General features: G+C 70.6%; 17 protein-coding genes and 1 pseudogene. 4 read left to right on the top strand and 14 right to left on the bottom strand.

What is annotated here, in order from left to right:
* Positions 1-91 precede the first annotated feature (91 nt).
* The 7 genes and pseudogenes from ABT288_RS44370 to ABT288_RS44340 form a co-directional block, all read right to left on the bottom strand.
* Positions 92-1,795 carry a proline--tRNA ligase gene (locus ABT288_RS44370; RefSeq protein WP_351621045.1) on the bottom strand — a complete coding sequence of 568 codons (1,704 nt, stop codon included), beginning with the start codon at positions 1,793-1,795 and terminating at the stop codon, positions 92-94.
* 74 nt (positions 1,796-1,869) lie between these two features.
* Complete coding sequence (locus ABT288_RS44365; protein WP_351621043.1) at positions 1,870-2,400, bottom strand: GNAT family N-acetyltransferase; 531 nt, start codon at positions 2,398-2,400, stop codon at positions 1,870-1,872.
* A gap of 20 nt (positions 2,401-2,420) precedes the next feature.
* Positions 2,421-3,269, bottom strand: a complete 849-nt coding sequence (locus ABT288_RS44360) for a GNAT family N-acetyltransferase (protein ID WP_351621040.1) — start codon at positions 3,267-3,269, stop codon at positions 2,421-2,423.
* A gap of 86 nt (positions 3,270-3,355) precedes the next feature.
* Positions 3,356-3,811, bottom strand: a complete 456-nt coding sequence (locus ABT288_RS44355; RefSeq protein ID WP_351621037.1) for a barstar family protein — start codon at positions 3,809-3,811, stop codon at positions 3,356-3,358.
* Between the two features lie 283 nt (positions 3,812-4,094).
* Positions 4,095-4,719, bottom strand: a pseudogene (locus tag ABT288_RS44350) (type IV secretion protein Rhs); the annotation flags it as partial.
* Between the two features lie 28 nt (positions 4,720-4,747).
* Positions 4,748-4,945, bottom strand: a complete 198-nt coding sequence (locus tag ABT288_RS44345; protein WP_351621034.1) for a DUF397 domain-containing protein — start codon at positions 4,943-4,945, stop codon at positions 4,748-4,750.
* A complete protein-coding gene (locus ABT288_RS44340) occupies positions 4,942-5,796 on the bottom strand; it encodes a helix-turn-helix domain-containing protein (protein ID WP_502972986.1) in 855 nt (284 codons plus the stop codon). The genes ABT288_RS44345 and ABT288_RS44340 overlap by 4 nt, the downstream gene beginning before the upstream one ends.
* 136 nt (positions 5,797-5,932) lie before the next feature.
* Here ABT288_RS44340 and ABT288_RS44335 point away from each other — a divergent pair, with 136 nt between their 5' ends.
* On the top strand, positions 5,933-6,352 hold the full coding sequence (locus tag ABT288_RS44335; protein ID WP_351621031.1) for an ATP-binding protein: 420 nt from the start codon (positions 5,933-5,935) through the stop codon (positions 6,350-6,352).
* A 24-nt stretch (positions 6,353-6,376) separates the two neighbouring features.
* Here the strand turns inward: ABT288_RS44335 and ispG are convergent, their stop codons facing one another.
* From ispG to dxr, 3 genes are all read right to left on the bottom strand, one after another.
* Positions 6,377-7,534 carry a flavodoxin-dependent (E)-4-hydroxy-3-methylbut-2-enyl-diphosphate synthase gene (ispG, locus tag ABT288_RS44330; RefSeq protein ID WP_351621028.1) on the bottom strand — a complete coding sequence of 386 codons (1,158 nt, stop codon included), beginning with the start codon at positions 7,532-7,534 and terminating at the stop codon, positions 6,377-6,379.
* Positions 7,535-7,704: 170 nt separating this feature from the next.
* Positions 7,705-9,009 (bottom strand): M50 family metallopeptidase, encoded by a 1,305-nt coding sequence (locus ABT288_RS44325; protein ID WP_351621025.1) that lies wholly within the window; start codon positions 9,007-9,009, stop codon positions 7,705-7,707.
* Positions 9,006-10,277 carry a 1-deoxy-D-xylulose-5-phosphate reductoisomerase gene (gene dxr, locus ABT288_RS44320; RefSeq protein WP_351621022.1) on the bottom strand — a complete coding sequence of 424 codons (1,272 nt, stop codon included), beginning with the start codon at positions 10,275-10,277 and terminating at the stop codon, positions 9,006-9,008. Before dxr ends, ABT288_RS44325 begins: the two co-directional genes overlap by 4 nt.
* A 128-nt stretch (positions 10,278-10,405) precedes the next feature.
* Between dxr and ABT288_RS44315 the strand changes: the two genes are divergently transcribed.
* Complete coding sequence (locus ABT288_RS44315) at positions 10,406-10,978, top strand: hypothetical protein (protein ID WP_351621019.1); 573 nt, start codon at positions 10,406-10,408, stop codon at positions 10,976-10,978.
* A 38-nt stretch (positions 10,979-11,016) separates the two neighbouring features.
* Here the strand turns inward: ABT288_RS44315 and ABT288_RS44310 are convergent, their stop codons facing one another.
* Positions 11,017-12,954 carry an acyl-CoA dehydrogenase family protein gene (locus ABT288_RS44310; protein WP_351621016.1) on the bottom strand — a complete coding sequence of 646 codons (1,938 nt, stop codon included), beginning with the start codon at positions 12,952-12,954 and terminating at the stop codon, positions 11,017-11,019.
* Positions 12,955-13,297: 343 nt separating this feature from the next.
* On the opposite strand from ABT288_RS44310, the gene ABT288_RS44305 reads away from it, so the two are divergent.
* Complete coding sequence (locus tag ABT288_RS44305; RefSeq protein WP_351621013.1) at positions 13,298-14,311, top strand: LacI family DNA-binding transcriptional regulator; 1,014 nt, start codon at positions 13,298-13,300, stop codon at positions 14,309-14,311.
* A gap of 81 nt (positions 14,312-14,392) precedes the next feature.
* Positions 14,393-16,441 (top strand): glycoside hydrolase family 31 protein, encoded by a 2,049-nt coding sequence (locus ABT288_RS44300; RefSeq protein WP_351621011.1) that lies wholly within the window; start codon positions 14,393-14,395, stop codon positions 16,439-16,441.
* A gap of 57 nt (positions 16,442-16,498) precedes the next feature.
* On the opposite strand, the gene ABT288_RS44295 is transcribed toward ABT288_RS44300, so the two are convergent.
* Genes ABT288_RS44295 through ABT288_RS44285 form a run of 3 tightly spaced genes read right to left on the bottom strand, consistent with a single transcriptional unit; the run spans position 16,499 to position 19,649 of the window.
* Complete coding sequence (locus ABT288_RS44295) at positions 16,499-17,212, bottom strand: glycoside hydrolase family 12 protein (RefSeq protein ID WP_351621008.1); 714 nt, start codon at positions 17,210-17,212, stop codon at positions 16,499-16,501.
* Positions 17,173-19,452, bottom strand: a complete 2,280-nt coding sequence (locus ABT288_RS44290; protein ID WP_351621005.1) for a glycosyl hydrolase family 95 catalytic domain-containing protein — start codon at positions 19,450-19,452, stop codon at positions 17,173-17,175. Before ABT288_RS44290 ends, ABT288_RS44295 begins: the two co-directional genes overlap by 40 nt.
* Positions 19,449-19,649, bottom strand: a complete 201-nt coding sequence (locus tag ABT288_RS44285; RefSeq protein ID WP_351621002.1) for a hypothetical protein — start codon at positions 19,647-19,649, stop codon at positions 19,449-19,451. The genes ABT288_RS44290 and ABT288_RS44285 overlap by 4 nt, the downstream gene beginning before the upstream one ends.
* Between the last annotated feature and the right edge of the window lie 159 nt (positions 19,650-19,808).

Raw genomic sequence — 19,808 nt, 5'->3', positions numbered from 1 at the left:
CTCCGACGTCGTGGTGCGCGTCCGCCGTGCGCGTGTCGCGGTCGGGGGGGTGGGGGGCGGTGGGGTGCCCCCCCCCCCCCCCCCGGGCCTCTTACGCCGTCAGGCGGGCGATCGCCTCGTCGACCGGCAGTTCCTCGCGCTCGCCGGTCCTGCGGTCCTTCAGTTCCAGGACGCCCTCGCCGGAGCGGCGGCCGGCGACCAGGATCTGGGGGACGCCGATCAGCTCGGCGTCGGTGAACTTCACGCCCGGGGAGACGCCGGCCCGGTCGTCGACCAGAACGCGGACGCCCGCGGCGGCCAGCTTCTCGGCGACGTCGAGGGCCAGCTCGGTCTGCAGGGCCTTGCCGGCGGCGACCACGTGCACGTCGGCCGGGGCGACCTCCTTGGGCCACACCAGGCCCTTGTCGTCGGCGCTCTGCTCGGCGATGGCCGCGACCGCGCGGGAGACGCCGATGCCGTAGGAGCCCATGGTGACGCGGACCGGCTTGCCGTTCTGGCCGAGGACGTCGAGCTTGAGGGCGTCGGTGTACTTGCGGCCGAGCTGGAAGATGTGGCCGATCTCGATGGCGCGGTCCAGCTTCAGGCCGGTGCCGCACTTCGGGCAGGGGTCGCCCTCCTGCACCACGACGACGTCCACGTACTCGTCGACCTCGAAGTCACGGCCGGCGACGACGTTCCTGGCGTGCGTGTGCTCCTTGTTGGCGCCGGTGATCCAGGAGGTGCCGGGGGCCACGCGCGGGTCGGCGATGTACGTGACCTTCTCGCCCAGGCCCTGCGGGCCGACGTAGCCGCGGACCAGGTCGGCACGGCCGGCGAAGTCCGCCTCGGTGACCATCTCCACGACGGCCGGGGCGAAGTGCGCCTCGACCTTGCCCAGGTCCACCTCGCGGTCGCCGGGCACACCGACGGCGACGATCTCGCCGTCCACCTTCACCAGCAGGTTCTTCAGGGTGGCGGAGGCCGGGACGCCGAGGGAGGCGGCCAGGGTCTCGATGGTCGGGGTGTCGGGGGTCGGGATCTCCTCCAGGGCGGGGACGGCCGAGCCGTCCACCGGCCGGAGCGCGTACGCGATCGCCTCCGTGTTGGCGGCGAAGTCGCAGTTCGGGCAGTCCGCGAAGGTGTCCTCGCCGGCCTCGGCCGGGGCCAGGAACTCCTCCGACTTCGAGCCGCCCATCGCACCGGCGGTGGCCGCGCAGATGCGGTAGTCGAGGCCGAGGCGCTCGAAGACGCGCTGGTAGGCCTCGCGGTGCAGGGCGTACGAGTGCGCGAGCCCCTCGTCCGCCAGGTCGAAGGAGTACGAGTCCTTCATCAGGAACTCGCGGCCGCGCAGGATGCCGGCGCGGGGGCGGGCCTCGTCGCGGAACTTGGTCTGGATCTGGTACAGGATCACCGGCAGGTCCTTGTAGGACGTGCACTGGTCCTTGACCAGAAGCGTGAAGATCTCCTCGTGGGTCGGGCCGAGGAGGTAGTCGCCGCCCTTGCGGTCCTTGAGGCGGAACAGCTCCTGGCCGTACTCGTCCCAGCGGCCGGTGGCCTCGTACGGCTCGCGCGGCAGCAGGGCGGGGAGGGAGACCTCCTGGGCGCCGATGGCGTCCATCTCCTCGCGGACGATCCGCTCCACGTTGGAGAGGACCTTCATGCCGAGGGGCAGCCAGCTCCAGATGCCGGCGGCCGTGCGGCGGACGTAGCCGGCGCGGACGAGGAGCTTGTGGCTGAGGACCTCGGCGTCCGCCGGGTCGTCGCGCAGCGTCTTCGCCATCAACTGGGACATGCGCTGGACCGGTGCGTTCGCCATGATTCTCGTACTCCTGCCGGGAAAACAGTGATGGCAAGGAGGTTAGCCGGGCTTGCTGCGGGGGTGGAAATCGGTTAGTTCCTGCGCAGGGGCAGGTGGGCGCCCATCACCGCGTACGGCCGTGGGGCGCTCGGGAAGTGGACCTGGCGGGCGAGGTCGACGTACCCGAGGGAGAAGTACAGGCCACGGGCGGGGCTGTCGGTGTCGATCGCGGAGAGGATCGAGCGGGGCTCGGCGGCGGTGTCGGTGATCATGGTGATGAGCCGCCGCCCGATCCCGCGGTTCTGGTGGCCGGGGTGGACGTGCAGCTCCGTGATCACGAAGGAGTCGTCCAGCCAGAAGTCGTTGCCGGTGGCGCGCAGGTACGGCTCCACGACGGTGGACCACCAGTGGGTGCGGGAGTTGGGCATGCCGTACACGAATCCCACGAGGTGATCGCCCACCGTGGCGCCGAGGGCCCGCGCGCCCGGGAACTGCATGTGGCGCTGGACGATCTGCCGGCGTACGGCGACCTCGTCGGGGCCCAGTCCGAAGGCCACGGCCTGGACGGCAAGGGCCTCGTCGACGCGGGCAGCGAGGTCCAGGGAGCCGATCACGAGGTCCATGCCCGGAGCGTACAGCGGGTTCAGAAAAGGACGCTCATGAAAGCGCCCACCTCCTGGAAGCCCACCCTGTGGTACGTCCGCCTCGCCGCCGTGTTGAAGTCGTTCACGTACAGGCTGACGACGGGGGCCACGTCCGCCAGGGCGTAGCGGAGGACGGCCGCCATCCCCGGTGCCGCCAGGCCCCTCCCCCGGTACTCGGGAGCCACCCACACGCCCTGGATCTGGCAGGCCTGGCCGGTCGCCGCGCCGATCTCCGCCTTGAAGACGACCTTGCCGTGCTCGTCGAAGCGGGCGAAGGAGCGGCCGGCACCGACGAGTTCGGCGACGCGGGCCTGGTAGAGCAGCCCGCCGTCACCCGCCAGCGGCGATACGCCGACCTCCTCGGTGAACATCGCCACGCACGCCGGCATGACCGCCTCCATCTCGTCCTTGCGGACGCGGCGGACGTAGGGGTCCGGGGCGATATCGGCGGGCATGCGGTCGGTGACCATCAGGGGCTGACGGGGGCGGACCTCGCGGGCGGGACCCCAGTGGGGTTCCAGCAGGCGCCACAGCGCGGCGGTGGATTCGGCGGGCCCGACGATGGAGGAGCAGCGGCGGCCGGCCCTTCTCGCCCGGTCCGCGAAGGCGCGGACGGCGCGCGGGGTGGCGCAGACCGGGACCAGGTTGGCGCCCGCGTAGCACAGGGACGTGAGCATGCCGTCCTCGTACCAGCCCCACATCTCACCGCCGAGGCGCCACGGGTCCAGACCGGCGACCTGGACCCGCGAGCTCACGAAGGCGTTCGCGACCGGCTCGCGGCCGAGGACGGCGAGCGCGGCGTCAAGGTCGCTCGGTTCGAGCACCCGAGAGGTGGTCTGGGTCAACACGTGCGGGGCCTCACCCTGGGGTTCTGCTGGTCCCGGCACTGTACCTCGTGCGATTGTGCGGCGCCTCGGAGCGGGAAAAAGGCGACCTACCTGCGAAGGAGCTCGCGGCGCAGCTCTTCCCGGACCACGTCCTGGGCCCCCGGCGAGCACAGCAGCACGACGGCGAAGGTGATCTTCTCGTGCCCCGGCAGCGCTGCTCCTCCCGTCCAGAAGGTCACGGCGTCGTCCAGGGCCCGCCAGAGGATCCCGCGTTCCTCGGGGGTTTCCGAGAGCACGGCATCGGCGTCATCGATGGTGACGAGGAGGCGAGCGGGCTTGAGCCAGTGAAGATCACGCAGGCAGTCGCGCAGCGCGTCCCAGTTCCAGCCGAAGTAGTCGGGCAGGCGCAGCGCCTCGTAGAACTGGGTGAACACTCCGTCGGAGTCGCGCATCTCCCGGCCCTGCATCCGGGCCGAGTGGATCAGGCCGGTAGGGGGCAGGGCGCGTGCCACAGGAAGTGTGGCGTCGGCCGAGACGACACGGATTCCGGCTACCCAGCCCATGACGGCACCGATCGGAGGAACTCCCTGGAGACGACCCAAATGAGGAACTTCACGGCGATCGGGGAATCAACGACAGCCAGGCAGAGAGCTGTGGACGCAGCGGGTCATCCGCTGAGAATACATCCACCATGTACCGCAGCGGCGTCAGCCATCTTTTTATGTACCGCAGACGGAGCATCTCTTGCGTGGGGAGAGACCGCCAGTCAGCCGACTCGACAGCCACCTCTTCCGGCGTTTTTCCAATGCACCGGAATACCGTTTCGCACAGGTCGCCAGGGGCGCGGGCGTCGCGTTCGAAGGCCGTCACCTCGCCCAGGGCGTTCCGGCGGGAGGTCAGGCGGCCCGCCGGGTCGTAGACGTACTCCCACGTCGGCCCTGAGGGTTCGTCACCTTCGTCAGGCGCAGTTCCGCGTCGTGGGTGAACTCGTAGCGGACGCCGTCCGGGGCTGTGCGGGCCGACAGCAGGTCGAAGTGGGTGTATTTCGAAGTGGGTGACGCCGCCGATCGGGTCGGTGTGGCTGGTGCAGTTGCCCTCGCCGTCGTAGGTCCAACTCTCCGTCGTGCAGTCCGGGGCCGTACGGCGGGCCAGGTGGCCTTCCACCGTCCGTTCCAGGTGGGTCGTCGCCCGTCGGGTCCGTGATCGCGATCGGGCGCCCGAAGGCGTCCCGTGTGTAGCGGGTGACCGCGCCGAGTGGGTCGGTGACCTCGATCGGCAAGCCCGCGCGATCGCACAGCACCCTCGTCGTGTGGCCCAGCGGATCCCTCACCGATGTCAGGTGGCCGGCCGCTGTGAAGGTGAAGTGCGTTGCCTGGCGGGCTCCCGGGTCCGTCACCGAGGTGCGGTTGCCCCGCTCGTCGTACGTGCGGCGGTGGGTGTTGCCGTCGGTGCCGGTCACCGCATTCGGGAGCGGCACCGAAGGGGCAGTAAAGCTCCGCTCAAGCTTGCACAAGACCGAGGAACGCCTGCCATGCGGCGGGGGGCAGGGCGAGGGTGGGGGCCGTGGTGGGGTTCTGCTTGGAATCGCGGACGTGGATGGTGGTGGGGCTGGTGGCGACTTCCACGCACTCGCCGCCATCGCCACTGCTGTAGCTGCTCTTGAACCACACCAGTTCGGACGTCTCTTCGGCGTTCATGCCGCTCCCAACAACTTCTCTACGAAGGCCAGCGATTCTCGCGGCGTCAGAGCCTGTGCCCGCAGGAGGCTGTACTGCTCCTCCACTTCCCTGACCGTCGAGCGGTCGGCGAAGAGACGACTGGCCTTGTACGCCGGTACGTAGGCGATCCTGCGTCCTTTCGTCGTCTCGATCAAGGTGAACGGACCGTTGAGGGAGGCATGCTCCTCGCGATCGTCCGGCATCACCTGGATCTCCACGTTACGCCGCTGACCGACAAGCAGGATGTGCTCCAACTGGCCACGCCACACAGCCAATCCACCCAGTCGCCTACGCACGACAGCCTCCTCCATCACGAAGGTCACCGTGGGTGCCGGTTTCTGGGCGAAGATCTCCTGCCGGGCCAGCCGCGCCGCCACCCGCTGCTCGATCGTCTCCTCGTCCAGCGGCGGCCGCCACATGGTGAACACCGCACGCGCGTAATCCTCCGTCTGCAGCAGACCGGGAACGCCCTGCACGGCGAAGAAGTGCAACGCGACGGCCTTCTTCTCCAGCGCCGCCGCATCCTGGAAGAACGCCGGATACTGCGCCCTCTCCATCTCCTCGATGAAATCGACCAGCACCCCCTGCGCACCCAGCACCTCGTCGGCCCGCATGATGAACCTCGCCGGTGCAATGCGCCTGCCCTGCTCGAACGACGCGATGGTCGCCGCCGAGTACCCGGTACGGGAGCCGAGTTCGGCGCGCTCCATGCCCGCCTGAGTCCGCAGCCGCTTCAACAACCGCCCGAAGAGGAGCGGGACCACCGAATCCGCCCCGGACTCCCCCTCCGTCTCGGGTACTTCAGGTTCTGCCTGTACTTCCTCGCTCACGTACACCCCCAATACCCTCGCGCCGCCGTCAGTCACGGGGCGCACGCCGACAGCGGCACCTCACGCTCGTACAACGCGTGTTGGTCATGGTGCAACCGCTGTTCAACGTTACTGAGCGTGCGCGAGCGTAAGCGGCATGAAGTCGGAAATCTCCACCCGCGAATTCGCCATGCGCTTCACCTCCACCCCACGCGGCGCACGGCTCGCCCGGCGGCTCGTCTCGCTCCGGCTGGACGAGTGGGGGCACGCCTACGACGGCCCCGTCAACGAAGCCGTCACGCTGATCGCCGCCGAACTCGTAGCGAATGCGGTCCGACACGGGCACGTACCGGGGCGGGACTTCCGCCTCCGGCTCACCGAGTCGTCCGGCACCCTGCGCCTGGAGGTCTGCGACACCCGTACCGAGCGGCTGCCCGAGCTGCGGGTCCCGGCCGACGAGTCCGGGCGGGGGCTGATCCTCGTGCGGGCGCTCGCCGACAAGTGGGGCGTCACGCCGCTGCAGCCCGGCAAATCCGTCTGGGCGGAGGTATGGCTGAGTCCCGCCACCCAGCGGTGACGGGACTCACGAAAGCCGAAAAGATCAGCCGGCCACCGACACCGACGGCTCGCCGGAGGCCACGCCGTCCTGCTCCATCTGCTCGGCCAGCTTCATGGCCTCCTCGATGAGGGTCTCCACGATCTTGGACTCGGGGACGGTCTTGATGACCTCGCCCTTGACGAAGATCTGGCCCTTGCCGTTGCCGGAGGCGACGCCGAGGTCGGCCTCGCGGGCCTCGCCGGGGCCGTTGACGACGCAGCCCATGACGGCGACCCGCAGCGGGACCTCCATGCCGGTCAGACCGGCCGTGACCTCCTCCGCGAGCTTGTAGACGTCCACCTGAGCGCGGCCGCAGGACGGGCAGGAGACGATCTCCAGGCCGCGCTGGCGCAGGCCGAGCGACTGGAGGATCTGGAGGCCGACCTTGACCTCCTCGACGGGGGGAGCCGAGAGAGACACGCGGATGGTGTCGCCGATGCCCTGGGAGAGGAGCGCGCCGAAGGCCACCGCCGACTTGATCGTGCCCTGGAAAGCGGGGCCCGCCTCCGTCACGCCGAGGTGGAGGGGGTAGTCGCATGCCTCGGCGAGCTGGCGGTAGGCCTCGATCATCACGACCGGGTCGTTGTGCTTGACGGAGATCTTGATGTCCCGGAAGTCGTGCTCCTCGAAGAGCGACGCCTCCCACAGCGCCGACTCGACCAGGGCCTCCGGCGTCGCCTTGCCGTACTTCTGGAGCAGGCGCCGGTCCAGGGAGCCGGCGTTGACGCCGATGCGGATCGGGGTGCCGTGGTCCTTGGCGGCCTTGGCGATCTCCTTGACCTTGTCGTCGAACTGCTTGATGTTGCCGGGGTTCACCCGGACCGCCGCGCAGCCCGCCTCGATCGCCGCGAAGACGTACTTCGGCTGGAAGTGGATGTCCGCGATCACCGGGATCTGGGACTTCTTCGCGATCGTCGCCAGGGCGTCGGCGTCGTCCTGGGTGGGGCACGCCACGCGCACGATCTGGCACCCGGACGCCGTCAGCTCGGCGATCTGCTGGAGGGTGGCGCCGATGTCCGACGTACGGGTCGTGGTCATCGACTGGACCGAGACGGGCGCGTCTCCGCCGACCGCCACGCTTCCGACCTGGATCTGCCGGCTCTTCCGGCGCTCGGCGAGCTTGGTCGGAACGGACGGCATGCCGAGAGAAATCGCAGTCATCTGCTGTGCAACCCCAAGTCGTGGATCAAGGTCCGGTCCCGTCTACGGGCGGGCTCCAGGCTTCGAGATTACGGCACGGGCCTCTGCGCCAGCACATCCCACCCGGTAAACCCACTCGATGGAAGGCGGCCCGGAACAACGCGTTCCGGGCCACCTCCAACGCCGAATGGCTAAGAGATTTTCACGGGGTTAACGACATCCGCCACCAGGACCAAGATCGTAAAGCAGACAAAGATCCCCGCCACCACATACGCCACCGGCATCAGCTTCGCCACGTCGAACGGGCCCGGGTCCGGGCGGCGCAGTACCCGTGCCACGTTCCTGCGCAGCGCCTCCCACAGCGCGCCCGCGATGTGTCCGCCGTCGAGCGGGAGCAGCGGGAGCATGTTGAACAGGAACAGGGAGAGGTTGAAGCCGGCGAGCAGCATCACGAACATCGCCACCTGCTGGGAGGCGGGGATGTTCAGGGTGGCGATGTCGCCGGTGATGCGGGCGGCGCCGACGATGCCCACCGGGGAGTCCGGCTGGCGCGGGGCGTTGCCGAAGGCCGCGTCCCACAGGGCCGGGATCTTGGCGGGCAGTGCGGCGAGGGAGTCGACGGCGTCGCCGACCCGGTCGGTCATCCAGGTCACGGACTGGCCGAAGTCCTGGTGGACGACGCCGGTGGCGGCGCTGAAGCCGAGGAAGCCGGCCTTGACGTACTTGCCCTGGACGTACTGGCCGCTGGAGTCCTTCTTGGCGACCAGGTTGGTGGCGATCCTGGCGTGCAGGGTGACCTGCTTGCCGTCGCGCTGGACGACGATGGGGACGGTCTTGCCTGCGCTGTCCCGGATCAGGTCCGACAGGGTGTTCCAGTCCTTGGTCGGCCTGCCGTCGAAGGAGACGATCTTGTCGCGCTTCTTCATGCCGGCGGCCTCGGCCGGGGACGCGGGGTCGGACTTCTTGCAGCTGTCGCGGTTCTCGCTCTGTGCGATGACGCAGGGCGAGACGGAGGCGACGGTGGTGGTCTGCTGCTGGATGCCGAAGCCCATCAGGACCGTGAAGAACAGGGCGATCGCGAGGATCAGGTTCATGAAGGGGCCCGCGAACATGACGATGACGCGCTTCCACGGCTTGCGTGTGTAGAACATGCGCGTCTCGTCGCCGGGCTGGAGCTCCTCGAAGGCCGCCGAGCGGGCGTCCTCGATCATGCCGCGCCACGGGGAGGTGGAGCGGGCGGAGACGCGGCCCTGGTCGTCAGGCGGGAACATGCCGATCATGCGGATGTAGCCGCCGAGCGGGACCGCCTTGACGCCGTACTCGGTCTCGCCCTTCCTCCGCGACCAGACGGTCGGGCCGAAACCGACCATGTACTGCGGGACGCGGATGCCGAAGAGCTTGGCCGTGGACAGGTGCCCCAGCTCGTGCCACGCGATCGAGACGAGCAGGCCCACCGCGAAGACCAGTATGCCGAGGATGAACATCAAGGTCGTCATGCACGCGCCTCCGCGGTCGCCGTCGTGGCTGTGAGTTCGCGGGCCCGGGCGCGGGCCCAGGTCTCCGCTTCGAGGACGTCCGACACGGTGAGTGAGGTTCCCGTGGCCGGGGTGCCGTGTTCCTCGACCACCCGGGTGACGGTCTCCATGATGCCGTTGAAGGGCAGTGCGCCGGCACGGAAGGCCTCGACGCACTCCTCGTTGGCCGCATTGAACACCGCCGGGGCGGTCCCCGCGAGCCGCCCCACGTGCCGGGCGAGGTTCACCGAGGGGAAGGCCTCGTTGTCCAGCGGGAAGAACTCCCAGGTGGAGGCCTTGCTCCAGTCGAAGGCGGGTGCCGCGTCGGGGACGCGTTCGGGCCAGCCCAGACCGATGGCGATGGGCCCGCGCATGTCGGGGGGCGTCGCCTGGGCGATCGTGGATCCGTCGGTGAACTCGACCATCGAGTGGACATACGACTGGGGATGCACGACCACCTCAATGCGGTCGAAGGGAATGTCGTAGAGGAGGTGTGCCTCGATGACCTCCAGGCCCTTGTTGACGAGGGTCGCGGAGTTGATCGTGATCACCGGGCCCATCGCCCAGGTGGGGTGGGCGAGGGCGTCCTCGACGGTCACCTGGGCCAGGTCGGCCTTCGTACGGCCGCGGAAGGGGCCCCCGGACGCCGTGACGACGAGTTTCCGCACGTCGGCCCGCGTCCCCGAAGCCAGCGCCTGGAAGAGCGCGGCGTGCTCGGAGTCGACGGGGATGATCTGTCCCGGCTTGGCGAGTGCCTTGACCAGCGGTCCGCCGACGATCAGGGACTCCTTGTTGGCGAGCGCCAGGGTGCGGCCGGCCTCCAGGGCGGCGAGGGTGGGCGCGAGGCCGATGGAGCCGGTGATGCCGTTCAGCACGGTGTGGCAGTCGGAGGCGGCGACCTGGGTGGCGGCCTCCGCTCCGGCGAGGATGTCGGGCAGCGGCTCGCCCGGGCCGTACTCGGCGGCGAGCGCCTCGCGCAGGGCGGGTACGGCGTCCTCGCGGGCGACCGCGACGGTCCGCACCCGCAGTCGCCGGGCCTGCTCGGCGAGGAGGGCGATGCGGCCGCCGTTGGCGGACAGGGCGGTGACCCGGAACCGGTCGGGGTGGCGCAGCACGAGGTCGATGGCCTGGGTGCCGACGGATCCTGTGGAGCCGAGGATCACCACGTCCTTGGGGCCGTCGCCGGCGAGGGGGTCGTAGACGAGGTGCGGATCCGCGAGGGGCGTCGGATGGGCGAGGCTGTCGGTCATCCCCCCATTGTTGCCGCAACCGGTGACCGGCAGGACAGGGCGTCCCCCGGGCGGGTGCGTGAACAGGGTGCGTCGTGGGGTGGAGGGTTTTCCCGTCGTGAAGGCGTGGTGAAGATCATATTTCTGAAATGCGCGCGCTTTCGGCCACCGGTGGTGACATCCTTCCCGTGGCGTCCTTCGAGGAGGGCGCTTTCAACTGGGGGAACGACAGGGGGAGGAACATCACCTTGAACCGCATGCGTACGACCGCGGCCACGCTGGCCACCGCCGGTGTGCTGGCAGCCACTCAGCTCGCTTTCGCCGGGGGCGCGGCCGCCGCCACCCGGGCTCCGCAGAGCACCGGCTGCCCGCTCGACATCGTGTACCCGAGCCGCTTCTACTACGACTCGCACGGCTGGGTCACCAACGGGGGCCTGTACTTCGGCATCAAGAGCAAGACGGCCACGAGCTTCAAGAACGTCACGTTCAGCGTCACGAACGTCAAGAACCTCCGCTTCGGCAAGGCCAAGCCCACCGGCGGCAGGATCAGCCACAACTCGTCGACCTCGGTATCCGCCTACACGGGGACGTTCAAGGGCAAGGCGAGCCTGGGCATGAGGATTCCCACGCATCTGCTCAACACCCACAGCTACCAGCTGAAGTTCACCCTGCACGGCTCGGGCTGGAACTGCGCCGTGAACCAGGGCACCTGGGGCAACTGAACGACCCCAGGCACCCGGTCGGCAGGCGGGAGAGCGGCTCAGTCCCCGAAGGGGCGGCGCTCGCTCTCCCGCGTGGAGGGGCCGGGGGTCGCGTCGGCGATCCACGGGCCGTCCCCGGACGGGTCGACGACGCCTTCCTCCAGCCAGGTGTAGGCACCGCCGAGCACGCCCTTGACCACCTTGCGGTCGAGGGCGTCGGTGTTGGTCCACAGCCGGTCGAAGAGTTCCTCGACCCGGATGCGGGCCTGCCGGCAGAAGGCGTCGGCCAGCTGGTAGGCCTCGCGTCCGTGTTCGTCCCGGCTGCGCAGCAGCTCGGCCCGGACGCAGGCCGCGCTCATCGCGAACAGTTCGGCGCCGATGTCGACGATCCGGCCGAGGAAGCCCTGCTTGGTCTCCATGCGCCCTTGCCAGCGGGACATGGCGTAGAAGGTGGAGCGGGCGAGTTTGCGGGCGGTGCGCTCGACGTAGCGCAGATGCCCGGACAGATCGACTCCGTGCTTGAACTCGCCGTAGGACATGGGTAGTTGGCCTGGTCCGGCGACCAGCTTGGGCAGCCACTTGGCGTAGAAGACACCCGCGTTCGCGCCTGCCTTCGCCTTGTCGGAGAAGGACTTTTCGGGGTCGATGAGGTCACCGGCGACCGAGAGGTGGGCGTCGACGGCCTCGCGGGCGATCAGCAGGTGCATGATCTCCGTGGAGCCCTCGAAGATGCGGTTGATGCGCAGGTCGCGCAGGATCTGCTCGGCGGGGACCGCCCGCTCGCCGCGGGCCCTGAGGGACTCGGCCGTCTCGTAGCCGCGTCCGCCGCGGATCTGGACCAGTTCGTCGGCCATCTTCCAGGCCATCTCGGAGCCGTAGAGCTTGGCGAGGGCGGCCTCGATGCGGATGTCGTTGCGGTCCTCGTCGGCCATCTGGGAGGACAGGTCGAGGACGGCCTCCAGGGCGAAGGTGGTGGCCGCGATGAAGCTGATCTTGGAGCCGACGGCCTCGTGCAGCGCGACCGGCTTGCCCCACTGCTCGCGCTCCGCCGACCACTCGCGGGCGATCTTCAGGCACCACTTCCCGGCGCCCGCGCACATCGCCGGCAGCGAGAGCCGGCCGGTGTTGAGGGTGGTGAGGGCGATCTTCAGCCCCGCGCCCTCCGGGCCGATCCGGTTGGCGGCCGGGACCCGCACCTGGTGGAAGCGGGTGACGCCGTTCTCGATGCCGCGCAGGCCCATGAAGGCGTTGCGGTTCTCGACGGTGACGCCCTCCGAGGTCGCCTCCACCACGAAGGCGGTGATGCCGCCCTTGTGCCCCTCGGACTTCGGCACCCGCGCCATGACGACGAGCAGGTCGGCGACCACGCCGTTGGTGGTCCACAGCTTCACCCCGTCGAGGACGTAGGTGTCCCCGTCGGGTACGGCGGTGGTGGCGAGGCGGGCCGGGTCGGAGCCGACGTCCGGCTCGGTGAGCAGGAAGGCGGAGATGTCGGTGCGGGCGCAGCGGGGCAGGAAGGCGTCCTTCTGCTCCTGGGTGCCGAAGAGCTTCAGCGGCTGGGGTACGCCGATCGACTGGTGGGCGGAGAGCAGCGCGCCGACGGCGGGGCTCGCGGAGCCGACCAGGGCGAGGGCCTTGTTGTAGTAGAGCTGGGTGAGGCCGAGGCCGTCGTACTTGGGGTCGATCTTCATGCCGAGGGCGCCGAGTTCCTTCAGGCCGGTCACGACCTCGTCGGGGATGCGGGCCTCGCGCTCGATGCGGGCGGAGTCGATGGTGGACTCGCAGAACGCGCGCAGCTTGGCGAGGAACTCCTCGCCGCGCCGGACGCTGTCGGGGTCCGGGAGCGGGTGGGGGTGGATGAGGTCGAGCCGGAAGCGCCCGAGGAAGAGTTCCTTGGCGAAGCTGGGCTTGTGCCAGTCCTGCTGCCGGGCGGCCTCCGCCACCCGGCGGGCCTCGCGCTCGGTGACGTTGGTGCGTGACTTGGTGGGGGCGGACATTGAGGCTCACCTCGCCGCGAAGAGGGACGAATTTGACCGTTCGTTACCGACCAGTGCTACTGGATCGTTGGTACCCGAAACGGGCCGACCCCACCACCCCTCGCGCGTCCATCCGGCCGAAAGGTCTGCCGGAGCCCGGCCCCCAGGTGTGTACTGCTGCCGGCGGCACGTTCGGGATATCGGCCAGGACGTCGACCAGGATGTCGACCAGCGAAAAACTGTCGAAGCGCTTCGATAGCCTCTGGACACCCGCCCCGGCTGAGGCTAGTGTCAATCACACCCTCACTCATCCCCGTCAGAGACGCGCGATCAGTCGAAGCGCTTCACAAAGCTTGGAGCACGGATGGTCACCCTTGCCGAGGTCGCCCAGCACGCCGGAGTCTCGGCGAGCACGGTGAGCTATGTCCTCAGCGGCAAGCGGTCCATCTCCGCGACCACCCGGCAGCGGGTCGAGCAGAGCATCCGGGACCTGGGCTACCACCCCAACGCCGGCGCCCGCGCCCTGGCCGGCAAGCGGTCGAACATCATCGCGCTGATGATCCCGCTGCGCACCGACATGTACGTGCCGGTGATGATGGAGATCGCCATCGCGGTGGCCACCACGGCCCGCAACCACGGCTACGACGTCCTGCTCCTCACCGGGGAGGAGGGGCCGGACGCGGTGCGCCGGGTGACCGGCAGCGGCCTCGCCGACGCGATGATCCTCATGGACGTCGAGCTGGACGACGAGCGGCTGCCGCTGCTGCGGGAGACCGACCAGCCCTCGGTGCTGATCGGGCTGCCCGCCGACACGGACGGCCTGACCTGCGTGGACCTGGACTGGAGTGCGACGGGCGCGCTGTGCGTGGAGCATCTGGCGGGGCTCGGTCACCGTGACATCGCTGTCATCGGCGAGGCCCCGGCCGTCTACGAGCGGCACACCGGTTTCGCCGAGCGCACCCTCGACGGGCTGCGTTCCCGGGCCCGCGAGACGGGCGTACGGGCGCTGCACCGCCCGTGCGACGGCGGCTACGACGCGCTGGCCGTGACCCTCGCCCGGATCCTCGACGAGCGCCCGGCGACGAGCGGGTTCGTGGTGCAGAACGAGTCGGCGGTGGAGCCGCTGCTCGCGCTGCTGCGCCAGCAGGGCCGGGCCGTGCCGGAGGACGTCTCCGTGGTCGCGATCTGCCCGGACCAGGTCGCCGTGCAGGCCTCGGTGCGGCTGACCTCGGTCGCCATCCCGGCGCAGGAGATGGGCCGGTACGCGGTCGAGCACCTGGTGGCCAAGCTGGACGGGCGGGGCGGCGACGAGGTCGTGCTGATCGCGCCCGAGCTGACGGTACGGGCGAGTTCGGGACCGGCGCCGGCCGCGTCCTGACGTACCTTCCCGTGGCTCCGGTGCGTCCGGGGCACGGCTCTGCCTGCCTTGACCCTGTCCGCACTGCTTCAGGAGCACGCCGTGAACCAGCATGCCGTCGCGCAGCCCAAGGTCAGCCTCGCCCAGTCCTCCCCCACCGTCGGCACCTTCCGTGAGCGGGACGGGGCGCTGGAGTGGAGCGGCCGTCAGGAGACGGTGCGGATCGAGCCGTGGGGGCCGGACGCGGTCCGGGTGCGCGCCCGGCTCGGCGGCCCGGTGCTGCAGGACCTCCCGGGCGCGCTCCTCGACTCCCCGCCCGCGCAGGACGCCGGGGTCGAGATCGGTGGCGGCGAGGCGCGGCTGACGGTCGGCGCGCTGACCGCCGAGGTGAGCGCCGAGGGCCTCATCCGCTTCGTGCGCACCGAGGACCGTACGGAGCTGCTCGCCGAGGAGCGGGCCCACTTCTGGTGGCCCGGGTCGCGGCTGTACACGGCGGTCGGCAACGGCCACCACCGGCTGGAGCAGCGGTTCGCCGCCTACGAGGGCGAGCGGCTGTACGGCCTGGGCCAGCACCAGCACGGGCGCCTGGACCAGAAGGGCCTGGTGCTGGACCTGGTGCAGCGCAACGCCGAGGTGAGCGTCCCGGTGCTGGTGTCCAGCCGGGGCTACACCCTGCTGTGGAACAACCCGGCGATCGGCCGGGTGGAACTGGCCGGCAACGGCACCCGCTGGGTCGCGGACTCGGCCCGGCAGATCGACTACTGGATCACGGCGGGCACTCCGGCCGACGGGCAGCGCGCCTACAGCGCGGTCACCGGTCGGTCGCCGATGCTGCCGGAGTGGGCGGCCGGCTTCTGGCAGTGCAAGCTGCGCTACCGCACCCAGGACGAACTCCTCGGCGTGGCACGGGAGTACAAGCGCCGGGGCCTGCCCCTCGCGGCGATCGTGTGCGACTTCTTCCACTGGACCCACCTCGGCGAGTGGCGGTTCGACCCGAAGGAGTGGCCGGACCCGGCGGCGATGGTCCGCGAGCTGGAGGAGCTGGGCGTCAAGCTGGTCGTGTCCGTGTGGCCGTCGGTCTCGCCGCTGTCGGAGAACCACCGGCTCATGGAGCAGCGCGGCTACTTCATCGGCACCCAGTACGGCCCGATGGCGCACGCCGACTGGCCGGACAAGGAGGTGGCGGCCACGGTCCAGGTGGCCTTCTACGACGCCACCAACCCCGAGGCGCGGGAGTTCGTGTGGTCCCGGGTCCGCGACAACTACCTTGCGCCGTACGGCATTTCGGCCTTCTGGCTGGACGCCTGCGAGCCGGAGCTGAAGCCGGGCTTCCCGGAGAACCTGCGTTACTGGGCGGGCCCGGGTCCGGAGGTCGGCAACCTCTATCCGCGCGAGAACGCCCGTACCTTCCACGAGGGCCTGCTGGCGTCCGGCTTCGGCGAGGACGACGTGATCACCCTCAACCGCTCGGCGTGGGCGGGCAGCCAGCGCTACGGCGCGGCCCTGTGGTCCGGTGACATCGGCACCGACTTCGCGACGCTGCGCCGCCAGATCGCGGCCGGCCTCAACACCGCACTGTCCGGCATCCCCTGGTGGAACACCGACATCGGCGGCTTCCACGGCGGCGACCCGGACGACCCGGCGTACCGCGAGGTGATGATCCGCTGGTTCCAGTTCGGCGCGCTGTCCCCGCTGATGCGGCTGCACGGCTTCCGCGACCCGGGCATGTCGCTGGGCCCGGAGATGACGGGCGGCCCCAACGAGGTGTGGTCGTACGGCGAGGAGGCCGGCGCGATCCTGGAGAAGTACCTGCGCCTGCGCGAGCGCCTGAGGCCGTACGTCCTGGCCGTCATGCGGGAGGCGCACGAGGAGGGGCTGCCGGTGCTGCGCCCGCTGTTCCTGGAGTTCCCCGACGACCAGGCGGCCTGGTCGGTGGAGGACGCGTACCTCTTCGGCCGGGATCTGCTGGTCGCCCCGGTGCTCACCGCCGGCGCGACCGTCCGGACGGTCCGCCTTCCGGCGGGCGCGCGCTGGACGGACGCGTGGACGGGTGAGACGTACGAGGGCGGTGCGGCGGTGACGGTGGATGCTCCGCTGGACCGCATCCCGCTGTTCCTGCGGGACGGGGCAGAGCTGCCGGTCGCGGAGTGAGGAGCGGAGTGAGAGAAGTGGGCCGGCCCCGCACGGGACCGGCCCCACTCCCGCGCCCTAACTGCTGCTGACGCTCTCGCTGTTGACGGAGAAGTCCAGCCCGCCGGCGGAGGAGGTGATCTCGAAGCCGAACTGGAGGTCACCGATGGTCACGTCGCCGAACCAGCCCTTGGTGTCCTTGATCCACTTCAGGATCGGCAGGATGTTCACCGTGCCGGAGCTGGAATTGGAGCTGCGGACGAAGGAGAAGACGTCGTTGGAGCCGTTGTTGCCCTTGTAGACGGTCCAGTTGGAGCCGCCGAGGCTCACCGTGCCCTGGGAGGTGCCGAGCGGGCCGACGGCGCCGGTCCTGTTGACCCAGAGCATGATCTCGTACTTGTGGCCCGTGTCCCAGATGTCGTACGCCGTCTCGTACGCGCCGGACGACGGGACGGTGACGTTGTAGCTGCTGGTGAGCGACGAGAGCGAGGTGACCGACTTGTTGATCACCTTCTTGGCGTTGGGGTAGGACTTGATGCCGCCGGTGTCGGGGTGGTTGGCCCAGACACCCCAGTTGGTACCGGAGTTGGCCCAGATGCACTGGCTGCCGGCGCCGGAGCCCCAGATGTCGTTGTAGAGGGTGTAGCCGTTCAGCGTGGTGCTGCCCCACCGGTCGCAGGAGCTCCAGACGGCGGCGGAGGCGGGGGCCGAGGCGAGGCCTGCGGTGGCGCCGAGGGCGAGGGCGGGGGCGATCAGGGCCTTGGCGACCCTGCCGAGCGTGCGTGTTGCCATGGTGTCCCTTCCATGGGTGGGGGGAATCGCGGGTTCTCTTCGGTCACCGCGCCCCCCAGGGTGAGGACGCGGTCTTCTCCGGCGACGAGGTCGAGCGGCTGCGCGCCGGAGGAAGTCCGCAGCTCGATGCGGTGGGTGCGGCCGGGCCTGAGGACGGCTCGGGCGCCGTGCGGGCTCCAGGCCAGGTCGACCCGCGCGCCGAACCGGGTCCGCACGCCCCGGAGTTCGCCGTGGGGGCAGCTGTCCGGGACGGCGGGCAGCAGGACGAGCCGGTCCGGGGTGGACTGCACGAGCATCTCGATCAGGACGCCGGGCAGGGTGTGTGCGGCGTCCGCGTTGTAGACGTCCCGGTGCGGGTAGTGGGCGCTCATCAGCGAGGTGTGGAAGAAGTCGCCGTCCAGGACCTGGCGCAGGGCCTGGGCTGCGCGGGGGCCGTCGCCGAGCCGGGCGGCGACGAGGGCGTGGTGCAGATGGCCGTGGGCCGAGTCGTTCTCGGCGCCGCGCAGTTCCAGGGCGCGGTGGGCGGCGGCGGCCGGGCCGGGGGTGTCGTGGGGGTTGATCTCGTCCAGGGGCCAGACGCCGTAGAGGTGGCTGAGGTGGCGGTGGTCGTAGGTGTCCTCCAGTCCGGGCCAGGCCCATTCGGCGAGGGCTCCGTCGGCGTTGGTCCGGTGGGGCGGCAGCCGGTCCGCCAACGCCCGCCATTTCTCCGCCTGTCGGGGGTGGTAGCGGGCGGCGGTGAGCAGGGTGTGCCGGGCGGCGGAGAGGTCCATGGCGGCGTTGAGCGCGCCCCAGCTGCCGTTCGCGGGACGGTTCTCCGGCGAGTAGGAGGGGACGACGACCAGCCGGCCCTGGGCGTCGGCGCGGGTGAGGAAGTCCTCGTAGAACAGGGCCGCCTCGGCGAGCGCGGCGGCGGTGCCCGGGTCCCGGCTGCCGTGGATCTCGTCGTGGTCGACGAGCGGCTTGAGCAGCCAGTCCGCGCCGGCCGTCCACAGCTGGTGGGGGTACTCGCGGTCGAAATGGTAGGTGTATCCGGACTCGCCGTCGGTGTGGGTGGGAGCGACCACGCCCCGGGTGCCGAAGATCGCACGGGCGTTGACCCGCCAGTCCGGCAGCTGCCGGGCGACGAGGGCGGCCAGCGCCTCGGTGACCTCGGGCAGGGCCGCGGCGGGCGCGGAGGCGGTCTGGAGGTTGAGGTTGGCGTTGGTGGTGAAGGCGCCTGACCAGGCGGTGTCCCAGTCGCCGGTCCACAGGCCGGTGAGGCGGGGCGGCAGCAGGCCGCTGCTGGAGAGCAGGTGGTAGCGGCCGGCGGCGAAGAGCCGTTCCAGCAGCGCCGGGCCGTGCGGGCGCCGCAGCAGTTCGGAGCCGGGCAGGGCACGCTCGGCCGGGTCGGCGCCGAGGTCCAGTGTCACCCGCCGGTAGGCCGTGCGGTGCCGGTCCAGGTGGCGGGCGAGGAGGACGTCGTACGGCCGCTCGGCGCCCTCGGCGAGGGCCTGGAGCAGCCGGGCCTCGGCGACCGTGTCCGCCTCGCCGGTGTGCCGGCGCACGCGGGTGAGCAGCAGGACGTGGTGGGCGCCGGTGACGCGGACGCCCGGCGGGACGAGTTCGGTGCCGCCCCCGCGCACGGCGACGAGGGTGACGCCGGTGTAGGCGCGGTCGCTGTCGGGGTAGCGGGCGCGCAGACTCAGCAGGGCGCCCTCGGGGGTGAGCAGTGTGCCGTGACCGACCCGCAGCCCGGCCGGTGCGCCCGGCAGCCGGTGGTCCAGGGTGATGTCGAGCTCGGCCGCCGTGACCTCGTGCACGATCACGTCGTCCGCGCGGGAGACGAAGACGCGGCCCGCGAAGTCGGCGCAGGAGGCCGTGACCTCTCCGGTGGTGAAGTCGACGGCCCGGCGGTAGCCCTGCCCGCTGCCGCCGCCCGGCCTGCGCAGCCGCACCTGGAAGGCGGGGTGGAAGGGCTGCACCCACTGCAGCGGGCGGCCGTCGGTGAAGCCCTCGGCGGCGGTGAGGTCGCCGGCGAGCAACCGGTCCTGGAGTGCGGGGAGTTCGGCGGCCAGGCGGGGCGGCCGGGCGCGCTCGCCGCCGTTGGGCCGGACCAGGGTGTGATGCGTGACGATGACCCGGTCGTCGTTCGGATCACCGAACACAAGGACGCCGTGGTGGCCGTTCCCGGCCAGGAAGGCGTCCTCCCAGCGGGCCGCCGGGGCCGGCTCCCAGGTTCCGTGGACGGGTCCGCCGCTCATGGCCGCAGCACCGCCACGCCGTAGCGGCCGAGGGTGACCGAGCCGGTGACGGCCGTGCCGCCGGTCACCGCGTTGCGCCAGCGGTATCTCTGCGAGGCTTGGGCGGTTTGGGCCGCTTGTGCCTGGGTGGGGAGGCCGAGGAGGGCTGCGGTGGCTGCGGTGGCGGTCAGGACGGTTCTGCGGGTGGGTGTGGGCATGGGTACCTCGGTGGACGTGGGTGGGTGGGCGAACCGGCGCTGGTGCCGGCGGGGGTCGGGTCGCTGGGCGGCGGCGGCGCAGGCTGCGCGCCAACAATGGGCGCGGGGTACAGCGCGAGCGACCACGGCGGACCCGCAGTCGGCAACGAGAAAGCCCGC

Source organism: Streptomyces sp. NPDC001093, assembly GCF_040298985.1.
In the GTDB taxonomy this organism is placed as follows: Bacteria; Actinomycetota; Actinomycetes; order Streptomycetales; family Streptomycetaceae; genus Streptomyces.
Note: the sequence above shows the minus strand (reverse complement) of the source record. Positions and strands in the feature narration are given on the sequence as shown.

Coding starts and splice junctions, on each gene's coding strand:
- ABT288_RS44370 (WP_351621045.1), bottom strand. CDS start 1,795: ATGGCGAACGCACCGGTCCAGCGCATGTCCCAGTTGATGGCGAAGACG.
- ABT288_RS44365 (WP_351621043.1), bottom strand. CDS start 2,400: ATGGACCTCGTGATCGGCTCCCTGGACCTCGCTGCCCGCGTCGACGAG.
- ABT288_RS44355 (WP_351621037.1), bottom strand. CDS start 3,811: ATGGGCTGGGTAGCCGGAATCCGTGTCGTCTCGGCCGACGCCACACTT.
- ABT288_RS44345 (WP_351621034.1), bottom strand. CDS start 4,945: ATGAACGCCGAAGAGACGTCCGAACTGGTGTGGTTCAAGAGCAGCTAC.
- ABT288_RS44335 (WP_351621031.1), top strand. CDS start 5,933: ATGAAGTCGGAAATCTCCACCCGCGAATTCGCCATGCGCTTCACCTCC.
- ispG (WP_351621028.1), bottom strand. CDS start 7,534: ATGACTGCGATTTCTCTCGGCATGCCGTCCGTTCCGACCAAGCTCGCC.
- ABT288_RS44325 (WP_351621025.1), bottom strand. CDS start 9,009: ATGACGACCTTGATGTTCATCCTCGGCATACTGGTCTTCGCGGTGGGC.
- dxr (WP_351621022.1), bottom strand. CDS start 10,277: ATGACCGACAGCCTCGCCCATCCGACGCCCCTCGCGGATCCGCACCTC.
- ABT288_RS44315 (WP_351621019.1), top strand. CDS start 10,406: ATGCGCGCGCTTTCGGCCACCGGTGGTGACATCCTTCCCGTGGCGTCC.
- ABT288_RS44310 (WP_351621016.1), bottom strand. CDS start 12,954: ATGTCCGCCCCCACCAAGTCACGCACCAACGTCACCGAGCGCGAGGCC.
- ABT288_RS44305 (WP_351621013.1), top strand. CDS start 13,298: ATGGTCACCCTTGCCGAGGTCGCCCAGCACGCCGGAGTCTCGGCGAGC.
- ABT288_RS44295 (WP_351621008.1), bottom strand. CDS start 17,212: ATGGCAACACGCACGCTCGGCAGGGTCGCCAAGGCCCTGATCGCCCCC.
- ABT288_RS44290 (WP_351621005.1), bottom strand. CDS start 19,452: ATGAGCGGCGGACCCGTCCACGGAACCTGGGAGCCGGCCCCGGCGGCC.
- ABT288_RS44285 (WP_351621002.1), bottom strand. CDS start 19,649: ATGCCCACACCCACCCGCAGAACCGTCCTGACCGCCACCGCAGCCACC.